At 66.7% G+C, this 20,724-nt stretch carries 17 protein-coding genes; 3 read left to right on the top strand and 14 right to left on the bottom strand.

All coding sequences use genetic code 11. The features are described 5' to 3' along the window. The first annotated feature begins 87 nt into the window (after nt 1-87). Nucleotides 88-1,218, top strand: coding sequence for a beta-mannosidase (locus F5544_RS08170; RefSeq protein ID WP_167472616.1), 1,131 nt, complete (start codon nt 88-90; stop codon nt 1,216-1,218). Here the strand turns inward: F5544_RS08170 and F5544_RS08165 are convergent. From F5544_RS08165 to F5544_RS08145, 5 genes are all read right to left on the bottom strand, one after another. Continuing rightward, nucleotides 1,215-2,972: an ArnT family glycosyltransferase gene (locus F5544_RS08165; RefSeq protein ID WP_167472615.1), complete on the bottom strand. Its 1,758-nt coding sequence runs from the start codon at nt 2,970-2,972 to the stop codon at nt 1,215-1,217. The two genes, F5544_RS08170 and F5544_RS08165, sit on opposite strands and share 4 nt — an antisense overlap. Before the next feature lie 14 nt (nt 2,973-2,986). Then, complete coding sequence (locus F5544_RS08160) at nt 2,987-4,480, bottom strand: glycosyltransferase (RefSeq protein ID WP_238847150.1); 1,494 nt, start codon at nt 4,478-4,480, stop codon at nt 2,987-2,989. Next, a complete protein-coding gene (locus tag F5544_RS08155; protein WP_167472614.1) occupies nt 4,477-5,973 on the bottom strand; it encodes an exosortase/archaeosortase family protein in 1,497 nt (498 codons plus the stop codon). Before F5544_RS08155 ends, F5544_RS08160 begins: the two co-directional genes overlap by 4 nt. Nucleotides 5,974-5,975: 2 nt before the next feature. After that, nucleotides 5,976-7,925, bottom strand: coding sequence for a cellulose biosynthesis cyclic di-GMP-binding regulatory protein BcsB (locus F5544_RS08150; RefSeq protein ID WP_167472613.1), 1,950 nt, complete (start codon nt 7,923-7,925; stop codon nt 5,976-5,978). 140 nt (nt 7,926-8,065) lie between these two features. Then, nucleotides 8,066-8,563 carry a CGNR zinc finger domain-containing protein gene (locus tag F5544_RS08145; protein WP_167472612.1) on the bottom strand — a complete coding sequence of 166 codons (498 nt, stop codon included), beginning with the start codon at nt 8,561-8,563 and terminating at the stop codon, nt 8,066-8,068. Nucleotides 8,564-8,852: 289 nt separating this feature from the next. Here F5544_RS08145 and F5544_RS08140 point away from each other — a divergent pair, with 289 nt between their 5' ends. After that, nucleotides 8,853-10,106 carry a phthiocerol/phthiodiolone dimycocerosyl transferase family protein gene (locus F5544_RS08140; RefSeq protein ID WP_167472611.1) on the top strand — a complete coding sequence of 418 codons (1,254 nt, stop codon included), beginning with the start codon at nt 8,853-8,855 and terminating at the stop codon, nt 10,104-10,106. On the opposite strand, the gene F5544_RS08135 is transcribed toward F5544_RS08140, so the two are convergent. From F5544_RS08135 to F5544_RS08095, 9 genes are all read right to left on the bottom strand, one after another. Further along, nucleotides 10,092-10,820, bottom strand: a complete 729-nt coding sequence (locus F5544_RS08135) for an NIPSNAP family protein (protein ID WP_167472610.1) — start codon at nt 10,818-10,820, stop codon at nt 10,092-10,094. The two genes, F5544_RS08140 and F5544_RS08135, sit on opposite strands and share 15 nt — an antisense overlap. Next, the gene (locus tag F5544_RS08130) at nt 10,817-12,160 is read right to left on the bottom strand and encodes a sensor domain-containing diguanylate cyclase (protein ID WP_167472609.1); all 1,344 of its coding nucleotides are present in this window, start codon (nt 12,158-12,160) and stop codon (nt 10,817-10,819) included. Before F5544_RS08130 ends, F5544_RS08135 begins: the two co-directional genes overlap by 4 nt. 59 nt (nt 12,161-12,219) lie before the next feature. Then, nucleotides 12,220-13,029, bottom strand: a complete 810-nt coding sequence (locus F5544_RS08125) for an SAM-dependent methyltransferase (RefSeq protein WP_167472608.1) — start codon at nt 13,027-13,029, stop codon at nt 12,220-12,222. A 90-nt stretch (nt 13,030-13,119) separates the two neighbouring features. After that, the gene (locus F5544_RS08120) at nt 13,120-14,307 is read right to left on the bottom strand and encodes an ROK family transcriptional regulator (protein ID WP_167472607.1); all 1,188 of its coding nucleotides are present in this window, start codon (nt 14,305-14,307) and stop codon (nt 13,120-13,122) included. Between the two features lie 104 nt (nt 14,308-14,411). Continuing rightward, nucleotides 14,412-15,644, bottom strand: coding sequence for a sugar ABC transporter permease (locus F5544_RS08115; protein WP_167472606.1), 1,233 nt, complete (start codon nt 15,642-15,644; stop codon nt 14,412-14,414). Next, on the bottom strand, nt 15,644-16,414 hold the full coding sequence (locus F5544_RS08110; RefSeq protein WP_167472605.1) for an ATP-binding cassette domain-containing protein: 771 nt from the start codon (nt 16,412-16,414) through the stop codon (nt 15,644-15,646). Before F5544_RS08110 ends, F5544_RS08115 begins: the two co-directional genes overlap by 1 nt. Nucleotides 16,415-16,515: 101 nt before the next feature. After that, nucleotides 16,516-17,595 carry a sugar ABC transporter substrate-binding protein gene (locus F5544_RS08105; protein ID WP_167472604.1) on the bottom strand — a complete coding sequence of 360 codons (1,080 nt, stop codon included), beginning with the start codon at nt 17,593-17,595 and terminating at the stop codon, nt 16,516-16,518. 244 nt (nt 17,596-17,839) lie between these two features. After that, complete coding sequence (locus F5544_RS08100) at nt 17,840-18,433, bottom strand: NAD(P)H-dependent oxidoreductase (protein WP_167472603.1); 594 nt, start codon at nt 18,431-18,433, stop codon at nt 17,840-17,842. A 28-nt stretch (nt 18,434-18,461) separates the two neighbouring features. Next, on the bottom strand, nt 18,462-19,565 hold the full coding sequence (locus F5544_RS08095; protein ID WP_167472602.1) for a hypothetical protein: 1,104 nt from the start codon (nt 19,563-19,565) through the stop codon (nt 18,462-18,464). Between the two features lie 201 nt (nt 19,566-19,766). Between F5544_RS08095 and F5544_RS08090 the strand changes: the two genes are divergently transcribed. Beyond that, entirely contained in the window at nt 19,767-20,648 is an 882-nt protein-coding gene (locus tag F5544_RS08090; protein WP_167472601.1) for a LysR family transcriptional regulator, read from the top strand. The last annotated feature ends 76 nt before the right edge of the window (nt 20,649-20,724 follow it).

The following is a 20,724-nucleotide window of genomic DNA, read 5'->3' as shown; positions in this document are numbered from 1 at the left end:
CGCCGCAGATTTGTCGCTCATAGTTAGACGCAAACTACTGTTAGGGGAATTGGAGTCGCAAGTTTCGCCGGCACAGACGGGAGAGTTTTGACTCGGTTCGCTGTTCGCTCGATAGTTGCCACCCTGGCACTGATCGCGCTGGCGGTTCCGGCGTGCGGCGATCGGCGACCCGATTCCGGCACGGATCACTCGGTCACCGTCCGCGCCACCGCGGACGGTTTCCGGCTGCGCGACAAGCTGTGGTGGCCGTCGGGATTCGACGCACCGCAGCTCGGCACCAACTGGTCGCTCAATTACGGCTGCGGCGCACAGGTCGATCTCGACGCGTACTTCGGCAGGCTGCCGCCGGACGCGCTCACCCGTTTCAACGTCTTTCAGGCGCTCGCGGTCGACAAGACAACGAACGCACTGGATTTCCGCGCACTCGACGCCGTTTTCCGTGCCGCGGAACGACATCGGCAACTGGTTGTCGCGGTACTCGCGCCACAGGACGGCGGCTGCGACGATCAACAGTTCAAACAGCGGCAGTGGTATGCGGACGGGTGGACCCGAGCCGACCCGCAGCCGGGCCGCGCGGTGATGAGCTTCCGCGACTGGGTCGGCACGGCCGTCGCGCGCTGGCACGACGTTCCGGTGCTCGCGGGCTGGGAGCTGGTCGGCGAACCCGAGACCAGCGTCTGCACCAACGGCGCATGCGATCTCGTGCACCGCACCTGTCCCCCGGACGCGGCCGGGGTGCTGCGGCGGTTCATCGATGACGCGGGCGCGATCATCCGGGCGAAGGATCCCGGCCGACTCATCTTCGCCGGGTTCACCGGCGGCGGCCAGTGCGGCACCGCGGGCGACGACTACCGGTTCGTCGGCGCCTCACCGCACCTGGATGTCCTTGATTACCACGACTATTCGCCGAATCTGGAGACGCTGCCCGGCGATGCGCACGACGGGCTCGCGGTACGCCTGCGGCAGGCCCGCGAACTCGGCAAACCGCTGCTGCTCGCCGAGGTCGGCATGCGCGCCGGATCCTGTCGCAGCCTGCTCGACCGCCGCCGCGCCCTGGAAACCAAACTCGTCACCGACCGCGACGCGGGCGTCGACGGCGCACTCATCTGGGCCTATGTCCCCGACCCGCGCCTGGACGAGTGCAGCCTCGACGTCGGGCCCGACGACCCGCTGTGGTCACTTGTCGACCAGCTGATCACCGTGCGCACAATCCGCTAATTGGCGCCGAGCACCTGGTAGAGCCGCCAGTTCGGTTGCCCGGCACCGTCATTGGGTATCTCCATGGCCAGTGTCGCTACGCCCGCGCCGTTTTCGTAGATGGTGGGATAGCGGCGGTTCACCGCGTCGGAGGTGCCTCGGCCCTCGTTCGGCACCGCCAGAATGTATTTCACGCCGCGTTCGGCGGGGCGGTTGAGCACCCGAACGAAATCTCGGTCCGATGGGATGACGAATTGATCCGGGTGCCGCGACGCCGCCGACACCGCGAACCCGTACACGGTGTCCATCAACACCGTGCCGCGCGGCAAGTGCTGTGCGTCAAGGTAATTCGCGATCTTGCGCTCGGTGGAGAAGGTGGCCGCGATCCGGCGCTGATCGGCGTTGTACGGCGTGGCATTGTCCGGCTCCGGAAAGAGCACCTCCTTCAGCGCGTACTCCTGCACCGCCATTTTCTGACTGGTCATCCCCCATCCGGTGAGCGGCACCGATACCGCGATCAGGCACATGGCCAGCGCCATCGCCAGTTCGGGCAGTCCGACGGCGGGGCGGGCCGCATGTTTACCGGCCGGGAAAGCCCTTGTGGGCGCGGACATTACGGCATGGCGGCCGGGCCGCCTGCTGGGCGGGAAGCCGCGCGCCGCGGTGATCTGCAGTGCGAGCACGGCGGCCAGCGGAATCGCGGCGACGTAGAAGCGCAGGAATGCGAAGGTCGAACCGCTCGCGTAGCTCAGCGCCTGGAACCCGAGCACCGCGCCGCACAGCAGCAGCGGAACAAGCACCTCCGGATCGCGCCTGCGCCAGGCCAGCGCGGCGACGATCGGGATCAGGATCGGCAGCGCCGGACCGAGGATGAGGATCGATCCGATCGAATACTCCAGTGCCGCGGCGAGTTCCGCCTCCCCCTGCGCGCCGGACTGCGCGAGGATCGATGAGTTGCCGTACTGCGAGGTGAACTGCTGGAAGGCCTGCCCGGTGATCAGCCAGCTGGTCAGCGCCCAGACGAGGAAGGCGAGCGCACCCGGCGCACCGACGAGCACCAGATCCATGAACGCCGAATACCACCGATTCCGTTCGCCTTTGCCGCGCAGGTAGGTCAGCGCGAAGACGATCCCGCCCGCGACGACCGCGGGCGCGACCGCGTCGTAGCGGGTCAAATAGGCGAGGCCGAAGGCGATTCCGCATGCGGTGAGATCGTGCGCGTCATCGGTGCGGACCCATCGGATGAGCCGCCGCATCGCCCAGCACAGGCAGAACAGGAAGGGCGCCTCGCTCATCCCGTTCGCGCCGTAGAACACCACCATCGGATTCAGCGCGAACGCCGCCGTGATCCCGGCGACCATCCACCACGGCAGCCCGCGATCGGTGCCGATGCCGTAGATCATCAGTACCGCGCCGCCCATGAACAGCGCCGACATCAGCGCGCCCGAGATACCCCAGTGCGTCAGCCACGGCAGCAGCGGCGCGAACGCGACGAACGGCAGCTGTGCCAGCGAGGTGAGCGGGGTGAAGACGAAGCCGATGGCCGAAAGGTGCGGATCACGGCTGAACAGCGCGGCCTCGGTGGCCTGCACCCGGCTCAGCGCGTCGCCCATCAGGAAGCCGTGCCCCACACTGAGCAGCACGCCGAAGACGAGGTAAAGCAGTGTCGCCGCGCCGAATACGCACCAGCTCACCCGGCGCGGCACCGGCACCGCGCCCCCGTTGCCGGGATCCGGATGGGTATTGCCCCGATCGTCGCGTTCCACCGGTGCCATGGCGTCCACCTGGGTCAATTCGCCGCCTCCGCAGTGGTTTCCGGTTCCGCCGTGGTGCCGAGTCCGTGAAAGGTCTTCTCCCAGTACGACGGTTGCCGGATGAGCTGGTAGCAACCCTTGGTCGACGCGACGCTCATCATGATCCAGTAGAGCGGCACCGTCAGGCAGGCCCAGATCAGATCGGGACGGTTGTTCTCCCGGCAGGCAAGCAGATTCATATAGACGGTCGCCGAGTTTCCGATGATCAGCGCGACGAGCGCGGGAAAGTAGACCGCCGACGGGAACAGGTGCCCGATCAGGCTCGGCTGTCCGAGGAACCAGGACAGCGAGATGAACCAGAACACCAGGTTCAGGCAGGCGATCACCGGCGTACCCGCGAGGAAGAGGGTGAAGCGGATGAAGCTCACCGGCCCGATCTGCCGCCACAGCCGCACCGGCCTGCGGGTGTGCACCAGCCACGACTGCAAATAGCCCTTGTACCAACGGGATCGCTGCCGGACCCAGTTGATCGGGTCCGGGTTGGCCTCCTCCAGCGTGGTCGAATCGAGTACGGCCGTCGAATAACCCACCGCGGCCAGCCGCACGCCGAGGTCGGCGTCCTCGGTGACGTTGTACGGATCCCATGCGCCGATGTCCTCCAGGATGCGGCGCTGGAAGTGATTCGAGGTGCCGCCCAATGGAATCGGCGCCGCGCTGCGCATCAGGCCCGGCAGCAGATAGCCGAACCACAACCCGTAGTCCATGGTGAACCAGGCGGTGAGCAGGTTCTGGCGGGCGTTGTGGAAGGAGAGCTTGGCCTGGATGCATGCGACGGTGTCCGGCAATTCCCGGAAAGCCGCTACCACCCTGCGCAATTGGAGCGGATCCGGGATGTCCTCCGCGTCGTAGATGGTGACGATGTCGCCGGTGGCGAGGTGCATACCGTAGTTGCACGCCTTGGGTTTGGTGCGCGGCTGCGCCTCGGGCACCAGAACCATTGTCACGTAGTCGATTTCACCGCCGATCCCGGCCTTGCGGGCCGCATCGATGGTCGGGGCGTCGTCCTCCTCCAGCAGCAACAGCACCTGCATCCTGTCCCGGGGATAGTCCAGCCCGCTCAACGCGCCGATAAGATCGCCGACCACCTCGGGCTCGCCGTACGCCGGGACCAGGATGGTGTACGGCGGCAATTCGTCGTCGGTGAGCGCGAGCGCGCGCTCGTCGGTGACGGACATGATGGCGTCGCGCGGCATGCCTCGCTTGAAGATCAGAACCCGATCCAGCATGCCCGCCAGGTAGATCAGCGTGCACAGGCCGACGAGCACGGTGAACGTCCCCATCGGCCGCACTGCCGCGCACGCCGCGACGAGCAGTACGCAGCCGATCGCCGTATTGCGTTGCCACGGCAGGAAAGCCACCGAGGCCGACATCATCGGATCGTTCTCGCGCAGCCCGTGCACGGCGTAGTGCAGCGCCCGCGCCGAGGCGGACTCCAGCTCGACAGTGCCCGAATCACTTTCGCCGTTCACGAGCGCAGCCCAGCCTGGATGATCTGCTTTGCCAGGTCGGTCACCAGATCCTGGTCCTTGGGCTGGGTGTCGGCGTCGACCACATGCGCGTCGGAATCGAGCACCACCGCATTGCCGCGGAAGAAGATATTGATCACGTTGTCGAAGATCCCGAACACCGACGGCTGTGGCTGCGGGAATTCGGCATCGGGCAGGTGATTGTCGGCCGCGATCAGGCTCACCCGCTCGGCCCGGTCGCCGTCGCGCCAGTTCCAGCTCAACCAGGTCCAGCTGAGCAGTTTGCGGTCGTCCAGTACGACATTGAGCCGCGCGGTGATGCCGTTGCCGAGGTCGAGCCAGGTGGCCGGGCCGACGCGGGGTTGACTGAGGTTGTAGAGCACGAACTCCGGGAGCCGGTCGATCGCGTAGCCGTCCGGCGCGTCGACCGTGTCGACGACCACTCGACGACGCCGGGATTCCTTGTCCCACTGCGGATTCGGTCGCTCGGCCCGGATCAGATAGCGGGTGAGCACCGACCTGTCACCGAAAAACCGGTGCGACCAGGAGTATTCGCGTTCGGCGAGCAGCGTCCAACCGTTGGGCGGCACGTGCGGCCGGTTCAGATCCAGTCCGGCGACGAGCGGGAACTGCCGGTCGTAACCGGGCGGGATGGGCAGCACCGTCAGCGCGCACGCGGCGACGACCACCGCCGCGACCGCGCTGAGCACCTGCTGCGCCTTCAGCGGCTCGATGGGCCGGTCCACCGGCTTGTACGAGGGACCGCGCCGCCGCACGTCGAAGTACATCACCAGGCCCATCACGAACACCGCGAGCAGCGACGGGATGGCCTGATAGGCGAAGATCGGAGCGTCCGGCCAGAAAAAGCGCAGCGCCGCCAATACCACCGCACCGACGAGGAGGGTGCCGACGGCGCCGATCAACGCTCGAATCCTGGTGCGCCCCATGGCGATCGCCGCGGCGAAGGCCGCGAACGGCAGCATCGCGACGCCGGAGTCGAAGCCGCTGCCGCCGATCGCGGTCCGCACCATCCGGTACGGCACCGGGAAGACCGCGAGCAGCAGCAGCCAGGTCGGCCAGAACCGCGTCGTCGGCCGCAGTCCGAACAGCAGCACGCACGCGCCGAACAGGAACAGCCAGGCCGCGAGCAGATCCAGGTGCAGCATCTCGTAGAGGTAGCGGTAACGCGGCAGCAGCAGTCCCTGCACCGAAATCGCCGCGCCCAGCGCCATCAGCCCGACGATCACATCGGTCTGCCGGTCGTGGATCGGCAGTTCCCGCCTCGGCCGCAGCATGGTGCCGATCGCGGCCAGCATCGCGAGCGCCAGCAGCACGTACGCGTGGCCGATGCTGGAGCCGTGCGCCGCGTCGTGCACCAACCGCACCCAGGTCTCCCGGAACGCGACACCGGTGGCGACGGCGATCAGCAACAGCCGCAACGAGATCCGGACAAGGGTCCCGCGGACGTGGCCGCGTGTCGCGGTCGGCGCGGACATCGTTACCGGGTACCGCGTCGGCGCAGCAGCAGCACGACCCCGACGAGCACCGCGACCGCGGCCACCGCGGAGCCCGCGATGACGAGTTTGCGGGCCACCGAAATCTCCTGCGGGGCTTTCGTATTCGTATTCAGTCCGAGTGCGGCGTTGGGGTCGAAGAATTCCGGATCCCGATCGCCCGCCTGGAAGAGGGCCGCGCCGTGCAGTTGCTGCCAGCGATCCAGGTCGGCGTTGAGCCAGTCGAGCGCGCGATCCAGATGCCCCGCCGCATTGGTCGAACTGGCGACGACCACGGTGCGCCCGCCGGACCAGGTGGTTTGCAGTGAGCCGAATGCGACGGTGGGATCTATTCTGACAACGGCCTTTTCGCCGCCGGTCCCGGTCTCGGTGACGGTCAGCTCGTCGTTCTCCGGATCCAGCGGCAGCTTGATCGAACTCGGCACCCCGCCACTGGCCGCGATCAGCAGGGCGGGCCCGCCGCCGCTCGCGGCCCGGTCGAACGGCACCACCTCCGGACGCATCGGAACCACCGAAAGTCGTTGCAGGCCGGTAAGAATCGTCACGGCGCGCACGGTGTCACCGAAACCCGGATCCTTCATGCCGACCTGCACCCGCGGCTGCAACCCCTGCGGCAGTGCGTCGAAGCCGCCCGGAATCGGCGGCAGCGCGGCCTTACTGGTGATTTCGGTATCGGGGTCGATGGTCAGCGTGACCGGCCGCTCCAGACCGCAGCCCTGGGTGAGCCCGGTCTGGTGCATGGTCACCGAGATCGTGGTGAACCGGGTGAGATCGGCGTTCGGGATATCGATCCACCGATCGATGCGCCCACCGCTGTCGACCGGCCAGCCGTCCACGTATTTTCCGTTGGCCTCCACCATGATCGAGCCGCTCATGGTCTCCGGCAGCGGGGTGTAGGTGCCGAGCAGGCGCACCCGCAGATCGCGGGCCGGCCTGCCGATCCGGGACTGGTCCGCGCCGAAATCCACCCGCACCTGCCCGATCGAGGTGGAGCTCAGCTGGGTCTGTCCAAGCTCCGAGAGCGTCACGCTGTCCGGCGCCATCCTCGGCGCGCTCGGCAGCGAAACGGCCGTCGCGCCCGAGGAAATGGCCACCTTGGTCAGGTCGCTGGTCAGTAGCCGGGTCTGATCGGGCAGGGTTTTCCGGTCGCCGGTGAGTCGCAGGACCGGGGCCGGGCCGATATTGGTCAACCGCAGGCCCGCGTCCGCGGATTCACCGATCACCACCTGCCGTTCCAGGAAGCCCGGGTTGTGGTCGGGTATCTGGGTGTCGGGGACGACCCGCCTGACCTCGACGACGACCGGCTGGCCGCTGTAGCGGGCGATGATCGCGGTGCTCAGCGACATCGCCGTATTGCTTTCCATCTCGGTCGGTTTCGCGGGCAGGTACATGGTCAGCTTGTGCAGTATCGGCGGCAGGAAGTCGGCGATCGTGGTCGGCTGGATCTCCTCGCCGCTGTAGACGACGTTCGCGTCGGCCAGCGTCAACGGGCGCCCCCACCAGTCGGTGACGCACCAGCCGGGATCCGGCAGCAGCGACGAGGTGAGGGTCAGCGCGACCGCGTTGTTCTTCACCTCGGCCCCGGCCAGCGACAGCCGGATCGGGGACGGCGGGCCGATCGGCAGCTCGATCCGGTCCACCAGCCGGTCGCCCGAGGCGACCTCGATGGTGCCGCGCGCGACGTGCGGCGGTAGCTGGATGGTGCCGATGAGCGCGGTCGGCGACAGCCCAGGCAGTACCGGCAACACCAGCGACACCTGGTGCTGACCGCCCGGAAAGGTCAGCGATTTGCCCATGCCGAGCGCGGGTAGCGCGAGCGGGACGTCACCGGATACCGCGGTCGCCGAACCGGGCGCGACCGTCCCGGGCAGGACGGCGATGAGGCATGCCGCACCGAGCAAGCCCATCTTCTGTAGTCGCGCACGCAAGGCCATCGGCGGTCTCCTGGTTCGTCCCGCGGCAGATGGCCCGAGCACGGGTCCGTCCAGCACCGCGCATGTGAATTTCCCGACGTACGAGCGCCGATCTTATAGCGGACACGAATGTCTATTTATTGCGACACGCTTGGAGCGAATCATCCGGCCCGCCGCCGGTATTCGGCGACGTGCACCCGGGTCGAGCAGCGCGTCGAACAGAAACGCCGCCTGCCGTTCCGCGAAACATCGACGAACACCTGTGTGCATCCCTCCCGCGCACAGGTGCCGATCCGCCCAGGATCCTCACAGAAGACCGTTGCGAGACCGACCGCCGTATACGCCCGCACCCGCTCGTCGACCGGCGCATCGGCCGGCGCGAAATGCAGATGCGGCGCCCGGCCGTCATGCGTCGAAATGTACGGCCGGCTGGTCGTTTTCCGCAGCAGTGCGTTGATCCGGTCCACCGTCGGCTCGCGGAATACCTCCGCCAATTCCAGGATCCAGCGGCGCAGCCGGTCCACCTGGCGCGCGTCTAGTGGGCCGAGCGGTTTGTAGTTGGCGTCCGAAAGTACCTGCCAGATGGGATCTTTCGGATTCGCGTTGACCAACCGGACGGCGAGTTCGGCCGCCGCGCCGCCGTAAGGGTTGAAATGCACTAGACCATTACATCAGTCTGGGGAGCATGTCCCCCATCTGCCCCGCATGTTCCTGGCCGAAACCGGCAACCCTGTCCTCCCACGGCGGAGTTCGCTATCTGCGCTGCGTCTGCGGGCTTTGGCTGATCGAGGAATACAACCGTGTAACAGCGTCCGTAGGTGACAGTGTTTTCGGAACAACACGCCTTTTCGAAAATCCCAGGAGCGCATCGGATTCGAGCTAAATTCGAGATGGATTCGTGTTTAACGAACAGTCCGGCCGGGACGATCTCATCGGTGGAGGACAGATATGACGACGGCGACCGTCATTCGCCCGCTCGCCCCCAGCGAGGAGATTTTCGCTCCCGGTGAGGTGTACGTGGGCTACTGCGTCCGGGTTTCGGGGCGACTGGAGTTGTCCGCGCTGGCGCGCGCGTACGAACTCCTCTTGCGCGCCCATCCGATCCTCGGTGCCCATCTGGAGGCGGCTGACGACCGATATGTGCTGCTCGAGCCGTGCGGCCCGGCTCCGGAGATCTCGGTGACCGAGGGCGATCCGGAACTGCTGCTCACCGGCGCGGTGATCGACCAGCGGATGGCGCTCAGCACGGTGTGCGTGGTGCGCGACGGCGATTCGGCCAGCGTCACCCTGGTGACGCACCACTGCGTGGCGGATGCCTACCATTCGCTGGCTCTGCTGCGCGAGCTGTGGGGGTATTACCGCGATATCGTGCTGGACCGTCCGATACCGATCGAGGTGCACGGTTATCCGCGCCCGGTCGAGGAACTGCTCGCCGCCCGCGGTATCGAGAAGGTCTCGAACCCGATCACGGTGCCGCGCGCCATGGTCTCCGAAAGTGTTGGCGCACAGCGTGATTGGGATAGCATCGGGTACGTGCTGCCGCGCGCGACCCGCTGCCACCTCAGCACGGCCGAAACGGCCGAGCTGGTCGCCGTCGGCCATCGGGAGAAGGTCACCATCAACGCACTGGTATCGGCGGCAATCCTGTTGACCGAGGCCGAGATTCGCAACCTCCCGCTGCCCGAGCTGATATACACCTACTCGGTCGACCTACGCACCAGGATCACCCCGCAGGTCGGCTATACGGACGGCACCAATATCCTCGGCTTCGCCAACTACGCGCCGGGGCCGAATACTCCGGCCACCGTGCTCGGACTCGCCCGCGATATATACGGAAACCTATGCACCGAGCTGGCATCCGGTGTGGTGCAACAGACTCCGCTACACATTCCGGACATCTCGGCCGCGGGCCCGCCACGCATACCCGGAATCGTATTGGCCACCAACTGGGGTCGCATTCAGGAGCCGCCGATGCCCCCATCCCTCCGAATTACCGATTTCCGCTCTACCATGATCGGTAAACCTGATCGCACCGGCCGCCGCCCGGAAAAGCCGGACGAGGGCACCTGCATCATCACCTCCTTCCGCGGCAGGCTGAGCATCGAGATCCATCATCCGGAATCCACTACACCGCAGCATGTCCGGCGGGTGAAACTGCTCACCGCACATCTGCTGTCCGTCCTCGACTCAGCGCAGCAGTGAGCGTTCCGTAGGGGCGAGCAGGTGCCGTTCGACGGGCGCGGCCAACCACGAGGTCAGTTCCGGAACCACCTTCTCGGTCCAAAGTGCCGATTCGGCAAGGGAATTCAGGTGCGCGTCGAGCGCGGTCCGGTCGGCGAACCTGGTGAAGGTGACGAATACCGATTCCGGGCGATTCGGCAACTGCGGGAAGCTGTTCGGGGACGGATCGGTCACGTAGGCGGCCGAAGGCGGCGAATCGACGGGATCGAATATCGGCCGCACCCAACCGTCGAAGAAGTCGGTGAACACCTCGGGCGATCCGGCGAGGTAGTGCACGGTCACCAGGATCCGGGTGTCGGGGACTTCGGTCGAGCCGCGCTCCGGGCGGGTATCCGGGACCGTCAGTGCGGAATGCGTTGTCGCGGGCCGTAAAAGCAATGCGTTCGTGGAATCAAGCATGGTCGCGTTGGCCGCCGCCCGATTGGCGCGCCAGGCGGCACCGTCCACGTAGAAGGCGGGCAGCGCGGTATCCCTGGTCGCCAGATCCGGATAGGCGCGCAGCCAGACGAACAGGTCCGGGTCGAGTTCGTCACGGAACTGGCCGAACAGCCGAATACCCAATTCCTCCTGGGATTCGATGAATTCGCGCTCGAAGAGGCCGATCAATTCATCGCGCAGGCCGGGCCGCAGGGTGTAGCGCCTGAGTTCGAGTAGCGGCCACTGGTTCAGGGTCATGACCCAACCGTGCCAGCCGGGCCCCGCGCCGACGAGTCGTCTGTCAGCCGTTTTTCGGACAGATCTGGCCACGGACCGGGCCCGCGCTGCCGGGATTTGTTGCGGTACATGGCCGTATCGACAGCGTGCAGAAGTTCGTCGACCTCCGTAGGACGGTCCGCGACGAAGGCGGCGCCGATGCTGGCGCCCACCGTGACGAGCGTGTCGCCGATCGTCATCCGCGGCGCGAGCGCGGCCGCCAGCTCGGCCGTCACCCCGTCCAATTGACCTGGGCCGGAGCATTTTTCGATCAGCACGATGAATTCGTCGCCGCCGATGCGGGCGACAAGCCCGTCGAGCGGACGCACCGCGGCGCGCAGCCGGTCGGCCACCAGCCGCAGCACCTGATCGCCGACGGCGTGACCCCAGACATCGTTGATCTCCTTGAAGCCGTCCAGATCCAGATAGCACACGCCGACCGGGGGTTCGGCCGCGGCGAGACGGTCGAAGAATTGGCCGCGGTTGGGCAGGCCGGTGAGCATATCGTGGTTGGCGTCGTGCCAGAGCCGGTCGGCGAGCTGCTTGCGCTCGGTCACATCGACGGCCACGCCGATCAGAAAGCGCACCTGCCCCTCGGCGTCACGCACCGCCGACATCGACAGGTCGATGCAGGTGGTACTCCCGTCCGGGCGCAAATGGTCTGTCTCCAAACGGAATTGGTCCACCTGCCCGGCGAGCAGGAGCTCCAGTTGGTCGTAGGCGTGGCCGATATTCTCCTGGCCGATCAGCTCGGCCACCGCGCGACCCGGCATCGATTCGGCTGGGAGACCAAGCATTTCGGCGAACGCGGCATTCACCTCCAACACCTGCCCCGCGGTGTCGACGGTACCGATGCCCACCGAGGCGCCCGCGAATATCGCCGCGAACCTGGCCTCCGACAGCTGCCGTCGCGCCTCCGCCTCCCGCGCCGCCGCCAACGTCGCCACCAGGGTGGTCTCCTGTTCGGCAAGGGCCACCGCGCGCAGCGCGCCGGTGAATCCGGCGGCGAACTCCGAGGCCACCGTCAGCGCCCGATCGCGCACCGCGTCGCAATCGGCTCGATCCCGGCACACGTATTCGACCATGTCGTCGCTGATGATCCGGATCGACCGGCCCACCGCGACCGGATCCCGGTAATTGGCCGCGACCAGCGCCACCGCTGCGGTATGCGCGGCGGTGAGCGGACCCGTTCCGCGCACGGCCGCGATCAGCTCGTCGGCGAGCCCGCCGAGCAGCGCCTCGATCTGGGTCCGCGTCAACGTCGGCGCGACGACACCGTCGAGCGCATCGGCCCAGCGCATCGCGACCTCGTGCGCGCCCACCGGTCAGGCACCCCCTGCTCGGGGATACCTGGCGATGACCGAGCGGGTGGACATCGGCTTCAGTTCTTGCGGCCGACCCCGGCCAGCCCGAGCGAACGGCCCGGCGCCTCGTGCTGATCGCGTTCGGACTCGGGCCGCCATGCCGGCAATTCCACGACGCCGGGATCGACCAAGTCCCATCCATCGAACATAGCCGCGATGCCGTCCCGATCCCGGAAGTGGATGCCGATTCGATCCACGTTCGCGGCGTTGGCGCCCAGTTTCGCGGCGTCCTCCGGCCGCGATGCCGAGCTCAGATGCGAGATCGCCACATAGCTGCCCACGGGCAGCGCGTCGCGTAGTTCCGCGACCTTCCGCGCCGGGAGGTCGTCGTCGGCGAGCAGGTGCAGCACCGCGACCAGCAATAATCCGACCGGCTGGCCGAAATCGATCAGCCCGGACTCCCGCACCTTCGCCAGCAGGCCCGCTGGGTCGCGCAGGTCGGCCTCCACCGCGGCCGCCCGCTCGTTACCGCGCAGAATCGCCTTGGCGTGCGCCACCGCGACCGGATCGATATCCAGATACAACACCCGGATATCCGGATCGATGGCCTGCACCACCTCGTGCACATTGCCCGCGGTCGGGATGCCCGAACCGATATCGACGAACTGCCGCACTCCGGCCTCCGCCAAATACCGCACCGCCCGGCGCAGGAACGCGCGATTGCTCAGCGCGAGCCGCGGCAGGTCCGGTACCAACTGCTTGCCCATCTCCGCCGCCTTGCGGTCGACCTCGAAATTGTGCGAGCCGCCGAGCAGCGCGTCATACATGCGCGCCGGGCTCGCCTGCCGCATGTCGACGCCATCGGGCGCCCAGGCCGGCCTGTCCATCGGTAACCCCTTCAGCTAGCTATTCGCCCGTTCCGACGGCCCCCTGAACGGCGCAGTCGAATACTAATCGGACAGTTGATCTTCCGCCGATCACGAACCCGTCATCCTGGCCAGCGTCTGCAGCGGATCCGAAAGCACCTCGGCGAAGGCCAGTTCCGCGGCACCGATCAGCGTCGCGTCGCCGACCAGCGCCGATGTCCGCAATCGGACCCGCTCACGCACCGCCTGCAACCCGTCCAGCGCCACCCGGCTGCGCACCTGCGCCGCCGAGGCCAGATAGATCTGGCGCAGCACACCGCCGAACACCACCATCGACGGATTGAAGATATTGACCAGGTTCGCGACGCCCCGGCCGAGCCAATCGCCGACCTGATGCAGCGCATCCCGCGCGGTGACATCGCCGTACGCGGCCGCCTGCACGATCGCCTCGACCGCCGCGCGTCCGGCGAGATCGTCGCGACCGGCCGCCGCGATCAACGCGAGCTCACCCGCCTCGGCCTCCAGGCAGCCGCGCGAACCGCAGGCGCACGGCCTGCCATCGGGATTCACGATCATGTGCCCGACCTCGCCGCCGTATCCGCCCTCGCCGCCGAGCAGCTGCCCGCCGACGATGATGCCGCCGCCGATGCCGACATCGCCGTGCAGATAGATCAGGTTCTGCAGGCCGAGCCCGACGCCGCGCTCCCGCTCTGCCAGCGCGCCGAGGTTGGCGTTGTTGCCGACCGAGACGCCGACGCCGAGCCGTTCGGACAGGGCCGCGCCGAACGGCACATCGACCCAGCCGATATTCGGGCCGTAGCGGACGACACCGTCCTCCTGGCGCACCATGCCGCAGAAGGCGACGCCCGCGCCGACGCAGCGGGCATTCCCGTCGAGCATCGCCCGCGCCATCCCGGCCAGCGTCTCGATAACGTCCTCCGGATCGAAAGTGCCACTGGGCCTTGCGGTTTCGGTGCGGTCGAGGACAATTCCGCCCAGCCCCACCCGGGCCGCCGCCAGCCGGTCGGCGCCGACGTCGAGCGCGAGCACGTACACCCGCTCGGATTCCGGCCGGACCACCAGCGATGGCCGCCCCGCCCGGCCGGTCTGGCCCGGCAGTTCCTCCCTGACCAGTCCGGCCGCGACCAGATCGGCGGTGAGCGCGAGAATCGTGCTGCGGTTCACCCCCATGCGTTCGGCGAGGGTGGTGCGGGAGACCGGTCCGCCGCTGTGCACATGCCTGAGCAGCACCGCCAGATTCTGCCTGCGGATCTCTTCGGGTGATGGCGCCGCGCGCATCGTGTCATCCCCTCTCCGCGAATATTGTTCAGCCGCACCGGTCTTCGGCACCGGACGGCATTCGGATCACCTTCCTGGCGGTTTGCCCGGCTCCTCGGCCGCCGCTAGCGCTGCATGGCGCGGCGGCGCGACAGCGCGTCGACACCGGCGGCGAGCAGCAGGACGAATCCTGTCACAACGAATTTCGTGCCCGCGCTGTAGCCCATCAGGCCCATTCCGTTGTTGATCACCGCGACCACCGCGGCGCCCAGCACCGCGTCGCGCATCCGCCCGCGCCCGCCGAACAGGCTGGTCCCGCCGATCACCGCGGCGCCGACCGCGGTGAGCAGTACATCACTGCCGCCGGTATTCGGGTCGACGGAATTGGCCCGCGACGCCGCGATGAGCCCGCCGACCGCGGCCATGGTCGAGCACAGCACGAACGCGGTTATCTTGATGCGGTTCACCGCGATACCGGCCCGGCGCGCCGCCTCGGTATTACCGCCGACCGCGTAGATATGCCTGCCGAATTCGGTGCGGTTCAAGACGAAGGTCCATACCAGCAGCAGTATCGCGATGAGCGGCACCACGATCGGCATACCCTTGAGCGAATGCAGCTCCGGATTGCGGCTGCGTTCGCCGTTGAGCACCAGCACCGCGATACCCGTCACCACGGCGACCACCGCGATGCGCACCGCGATCACCGAGCCGGTCTCCCCCGTGAGCCCGAGTTTCGTTCGCGCCGTGTACTTCCGGTATTGCACGGCCGCGAAACCCGCGACCAGCAGCGCCCACATGATCCAGCCGAGCATCGGCGGCACATTCTTGTTCGCGATGGCGAGCACCGTGTCGTCGTGGATCGAGATATTGCGCCCGTTGTCCATGATCTTCAGCGCAACCCCTTGCAGCGCAAGGAAAGCCGCGAGGGTCACCACGAACGACGGTATCCCGATCCGCACCACGATGGTGCCGATGGTCAGTCCGATCACCACCCCGGTGAGCAGCGAAACCAGCAGCGCCGCATACCAGGGCCAGCCTTTGTCGGTGAGCAACACTGCGAGCACGGCCGCGCATACACCGCTGGCGAATCCGGCGGACAGGTCGATCTCACCGAGCAGCAGCACGAAGATCAGGCCCATCGCGATCACCGCGATGGCCGCGCCCTGGGTGAACAGATTCGCGAAATTGGCCTGGGACATGAACACCGGCCGTGCGATCCAGAACACCACCGAGAGCACAATCAGCGCGAGCACCGAGGGCAACGCGCCCATATCGCCGCTGCGCACCCGGCCGACGTAGTTGTTCATCATCTCCGAAACCGGTGCGGCCGTGGGTTTTTCGGTCAACACGGCAGCCATCACTTAACTCCGTTTGCGTCCAGGCCGAGGTTCCCGCTGCGCCCGGCTGTGATCAATTCGACGACCTGCGCGTGCGTCACGTCGGAGGTCCGCACCTGCGCCGCCATCCGGCCCAGGTATAGCGCGGCGATCCGGTCGGACACCGCGAACACGTCGTTCATATTGTGCGAAATCAGCACCACCGCAAGGCCTCTGTCGGCCAGCGTGCGCACCAATTCCAGCACCTGCTGGGTCTGCGCGACCCCGAGCGCGGCCGTCGGCTCGTCCAGGATCACCACCTTGTTGTTCCACAGCACGGCCTTCGCGATCGCGACCGTCTGCCGCTGACCGCCGGACAGGCTCGACACCTGCTGACGCACCGACTTCACCGTGCGAACGGACAAGCCCGCCAACGTTTTTCCGGCCAGCTCCTCCATCGCGTACTCGTCGAGCACAATGCCGCGCTTCTTCTCTCGGCCGAGGAACATGTTCTGTACGACGTCGAGGTTGTCGCAGAGCGCGAGATCCTGGTAGACGATCTCGATGCCGAGCGCGGCCGCGTCGCGCGGGTTGTGGATATGAACGGGCTTGCCGTCGAACAAGATTTCGCCCGCGTCGATCGGGTAGATGCCGCCGATGCATTTCACCAGCGTCGACTTGCCCGCGCCGTTGTCGCCGACCAGCGCGGTCACCTCGCCCGCGTACGCCGCGAAACCGACATCGTGCAGGACATGGACCGGGCCGAAACTCTTCTCTATGCCGCGTAATTCGATAACGGGCGTCTCTGTCATGGGTGGAGCTCCTGGGAATTCGAGGGGTCAGAGCGGGCACTGCGTGTGCGAAATCCCTTCCGCGGCCCCCTCATTCGAAACCGCGGAAGGGATGGCGGAGCTCAGCTCACACCGTTGTCCGCGCACAGCTTGGCGTAATCACCCGTGCACAGTTCACTCTTGGTGACGTAGCCGTCGGCCACCACGTCCTTGACGTTTTCCTTGTAGATCGGCTTGGGCTCCAACAACACCGACGGAACATCGGATTTGGACTCCGGATCGGTCACCGCTCCGTTGGTCTGCCCCTTTTCGCCCTTCACCAAACCGATGGCCAATTTCGTCGCGGCGTCGGCCTCCTGCTTGATCGCCTTGTAGACGGTGAGGCACTGATCGCCCGCCAGCACGTTCTGCAGGCCCTGCACTGTCGCGTCCTGCCCGGTGACCGGGACCTGGCCGTTGAGCTTCTGCTTCTTCAGCACCGCGATGGCCGCGTTGCCGAGTCCGTCGTTGGCCGCGACGACACCGTTGATATTCGGGGTGCCGGTCAGCATCTGCTCGAAGATGGTGCCCGCCTGGGCGTTATCCCATTCCGGCACCGCCTGGTCCGGACCCTTCACGAACTCGCCGGAATCGAATTTCGGCTTCAGCACGCCGTCGTAGCCGCTCTTGAACAGCGTCGCGTTGTTGTCGGTCGGGGCGCCGTTCAGGTATGCCACAACGGGTTTGACGATCTTCTTGTCGGTGAGGCATTTCGCGATGCCCTCGCCCTGCAGCTTGCCGACCTTCACATTGTCGAAGGACACGTAGTACTGCGCGCCGCCGCCCAAAGTGAGCCTGTCGTAATCGATTACGGTGACGCCCTGCGATTTCGCCTTCTGGATCACCGCCTTACCGGTGCCGCTGTCCAGGTTGGTGATCATCAGCACCTTCACCCCGCTGGTGATCATCTGGTCCGCGATCGTCTGGAACGCCTGCTTATCGCCCTGCGCGTTCTGGATATCGGCCTTGATGCCCGCGGCATCGAACGCCTGCTGCAGGTATTTCCGGTCCGCCGTCTCCCATCGCGCCGAGGTCTTGCTGTCCGGCAGGATCACCCCGACCTGGGCCTTGCTACCGGAATCCTTGTTGTCGTTACCGCACGCGGTCAACGAAGCGAGTACCGCGACAGAGACGGCCGCGACGCCGAGTACGCCCTTACGCATGAGTGGGCCTTTCGTGGAACTACCGCCCCGGCGCACCGGGGGTCGAGCGAATGTTGTTCGGCACAACATACGACACCCCATCGTGTCGCACTGCGTTTTCGCATTTATTTGTTGTCCGCCGTAACAATCGAGCCACACCCGCCCACCCACCACTCGGCGCGCCCACGAAACGTGCTGGTAAACAAGGCTTTTGCGCGACCCCCTACGCCCGCCGCGCTGTCAGCCCCGCTTGCCACGCCCCCGATCAGTCGGCCAGCAAGGCCGCGGCCAACTTTCGGGCCTCCTGGAGCCAGGTGGTTCTGGAGTCGTCGGTCGAATCCTTGACTGTGCGGAAGACGACTCGCTGTAGTTTTTCGACGCCTACGTAGGGGAGGACGCAGGCGGTCCAGATTTGTTCGAGGGGGTCGCCGAAGGTGGTCTGTTCGCGCGCGAGTGAGGTGTCGGAGGTGTTCAGGACCAGGGCCCGTTTGATATTCAGTAGCGGATGTGGTTCGGCTTCAGGGGTTTCCAGTTTGTAGGCGACGGTCGGCGCCAGGACGCGCTGCACCCAGCCGGTCATGATCGCGGGTGGCATGCCCCACCAGTTGGGGTGGATGAAGACGATGGCGTCGAGGTCGGCGAGTTCTCGCTGGTGCCGGTGCACGAGGTCGTCGGCGACGGTCGCGCCGGCGACGGTGTCGGTTTCGGCGGCGGACAGTACGGGGTCGAACCCCTCGGAGTAGAGATCGTGCGGGCGGACATCCGCGCCGTGTCGCGCCAATTCCTCGACTACGGCGTCGAACAGTGCCCGGTTGAAGCTGTCCGGCCGCGGATGGGCCAGGTATACCGCGATACGCATGCACCCAACTGTGCCGGATACCGGCGAACTACTGGCCGTTGGCCTCGAAGAACCTGGTCACCTCGTCGATGGTGAACTGGCTGCGCAGCTTGCACGCCGAGTTCTGATTCGCGAAAAGTCCCGGCTTCCACAGGGCTTGGTCGCGACCGACCGTCTTGACCCAGCGGATCGGCAATACCCACTCCCGATAATCCTCGCCCGCAACGGGATTCGCGGCGGTGTGATTGTATTCGCCCTTCAGGCGCAGCTTCCGGAACGGGTTGCCGTCACCATTGAGCATCGCGTCGTCAGCGGGTTGCGCCGCGCCGACGACCTCACCGAGCCCGACGTACCCCACCTTCGGAATGTGCACCAGCACCCGCCCGCCGACCGGAACCTGTTGCAGGCTTCGCGAATACCACTTGCCGCCGCCCGCGGAAACGAACCCGTACTTGCGTGCGTCATCCCACGCCCGGGTCACCGCGTCGTCACCGAAGCTCACGTACCAGTCGATGCCGTTCCACGGCGGCTGTTTTCGCGCCGAACTAGCCGTACTCGACGCCGCCACAGCGGTATTCCGATCGATCATCCAGGTCCGCGCGAGATAGCTACGGCCCTCGTCCTCGTAGTAGTCGAAGAACATCACGTTGATCGGCACGTCGAATCCGGTGGCCAGGTAGGTCACCATTCGCTCTGTGGCATCGTCCATTTCGGCGGCGACGATGGTCAGCGTGTGCGAGGTGTTCAGCGTCTCCGGCGCGCTCTCGGTGCCGAAATGTGTCGCGAACGCCTCGTCGAATTCGCGCGTCTCCGACTCGTCCCGGTGCGCCCGATAGATCTCGCGCAGTTCGTCGTTCGTCAGCCCCTGCACCCAGGCGCCGTAGTCCAGTGCCTGCGCGACCACTTCCCGCGGCGTCCGGTCCCCCTTCAGCTCGAGGACGTGCACTCCGCCCTCCACGTCGACGGCCAACAGGTCGATCCGCCCGTCGTACGCGGTCCGCACCTGCCGCCCGATGATCATCAAATCCACCCCGAGCATCCCCGGATCGGTCTCGATGATTCGCGCCAACCGCTCCGTCATCGCCATCCGCACCGGCTCCACCCGCCGCGGCGCCGCGCCATCCACCCGCCACAACCCGATGTGCACCCCCATGGGCGGCCACCTCCATCGATTCCTGGCCCGGTCCGAACAACCCGAACCCCGGCCAAGAATACGATCCGGTCGGCTTCCCCACCCCCGAATCCACTTGCATCTCACCAATATTCGCCCCGCCCCTGGGCCACCTCCGTTTGTGGCGCGATCGGCGTGCTACCCCGGCCCGAGCCAGGTTGACGCATCCGGCAGGGTGGTGGGGTGGAACTGCGGCAGTTGAGGTATTTCGTGACCGTGGCCGAGGAGCTGCATTTCGGGCGGGCCGCGGAGCGGTTGCATATCGTGCAGTCGGCGGTGAGTCAGCAGGTGGCGCGGTTGGAGCGGGAGTTGGGGGTGGAATTGGTCGATCGGTCGCCGCGGCGGGTGCGGTTGACCGAGGCGGGGGCGGAGTTTCTGCCGTTGGCGCGGGAGGTGCTGGCGGCGGAGCAGCGGGCCAAGGCCGGGATCACGGAATTTCGGACGCGGCAGGGGACGGTGCTGCGAATCGGGACGAGCAGGGGGATGGGGCAGCGGCTGGAGCTGGTGTTGGAGCTGCTCCGGGCGCGGGAATCCGGGTTGGAGCTGGCGCTCGGGTCGGCGCCGATCACCGAGCGGGTGCGGCGGGTGGCCGACGAGGAGTGGGATGCGGCGTTCGCGCGCGGCGAGCTGGATATCCCGGCCGAACTCAGGCAGGTGCCGGTGTGGCAGGACGAGCTCGTGGTGGCGCTGCCCGCGAATCATCCGATGGCCGGGGCCGCACGCGCGGATTTCGCGCAGCTCGCCCGACTACCGCTGTACCTGGTGCCGAGACAGGACAATCCGTCACTGGTGTCCATTGTCGAAAAGGCTTGTGCGGAAGCAGGTTTCGAGCCGAAGCGAACTCCCGCGAGCTCACTGCAGGATACGCTGGCCACGCTCGCCGCCGGTGTCGCCGGTTGGACGGTGGTGTACGCGGAGCACGCGAAACAGCTGCGGGGCGGCAAGGTCGCCTTCCTGCCGACCGATCTCGCACTGCCGACCGCGCTGATCCTGCTGGAGCGCAACAGCACTCGGCTGCGTCCGCTGATCGAGGCGTGCGCGCGGGCCGCCCGCACCGATTCGTGACGTAGCGATCTCGATTCGTGATCGCTACCTGCGCGGTTTGCCGCTGGTTCGCGGATAGCCCTCCGGATTGACTGAA

The organism is Nocardia arthritidis, from assembly GCF_011801145.1.
In the GTDB taxonomy this organism is placed as follows: domain Bacteria; phylum Actinomycetota; class Actinomycetes; order Mycobacteriales; family Mycobacteriaceae; genus Nocardia; species Nocardia arthritidis_A.
This window is presented reverse-complemented; position numbering and strand designations above follow the sequence as displayed.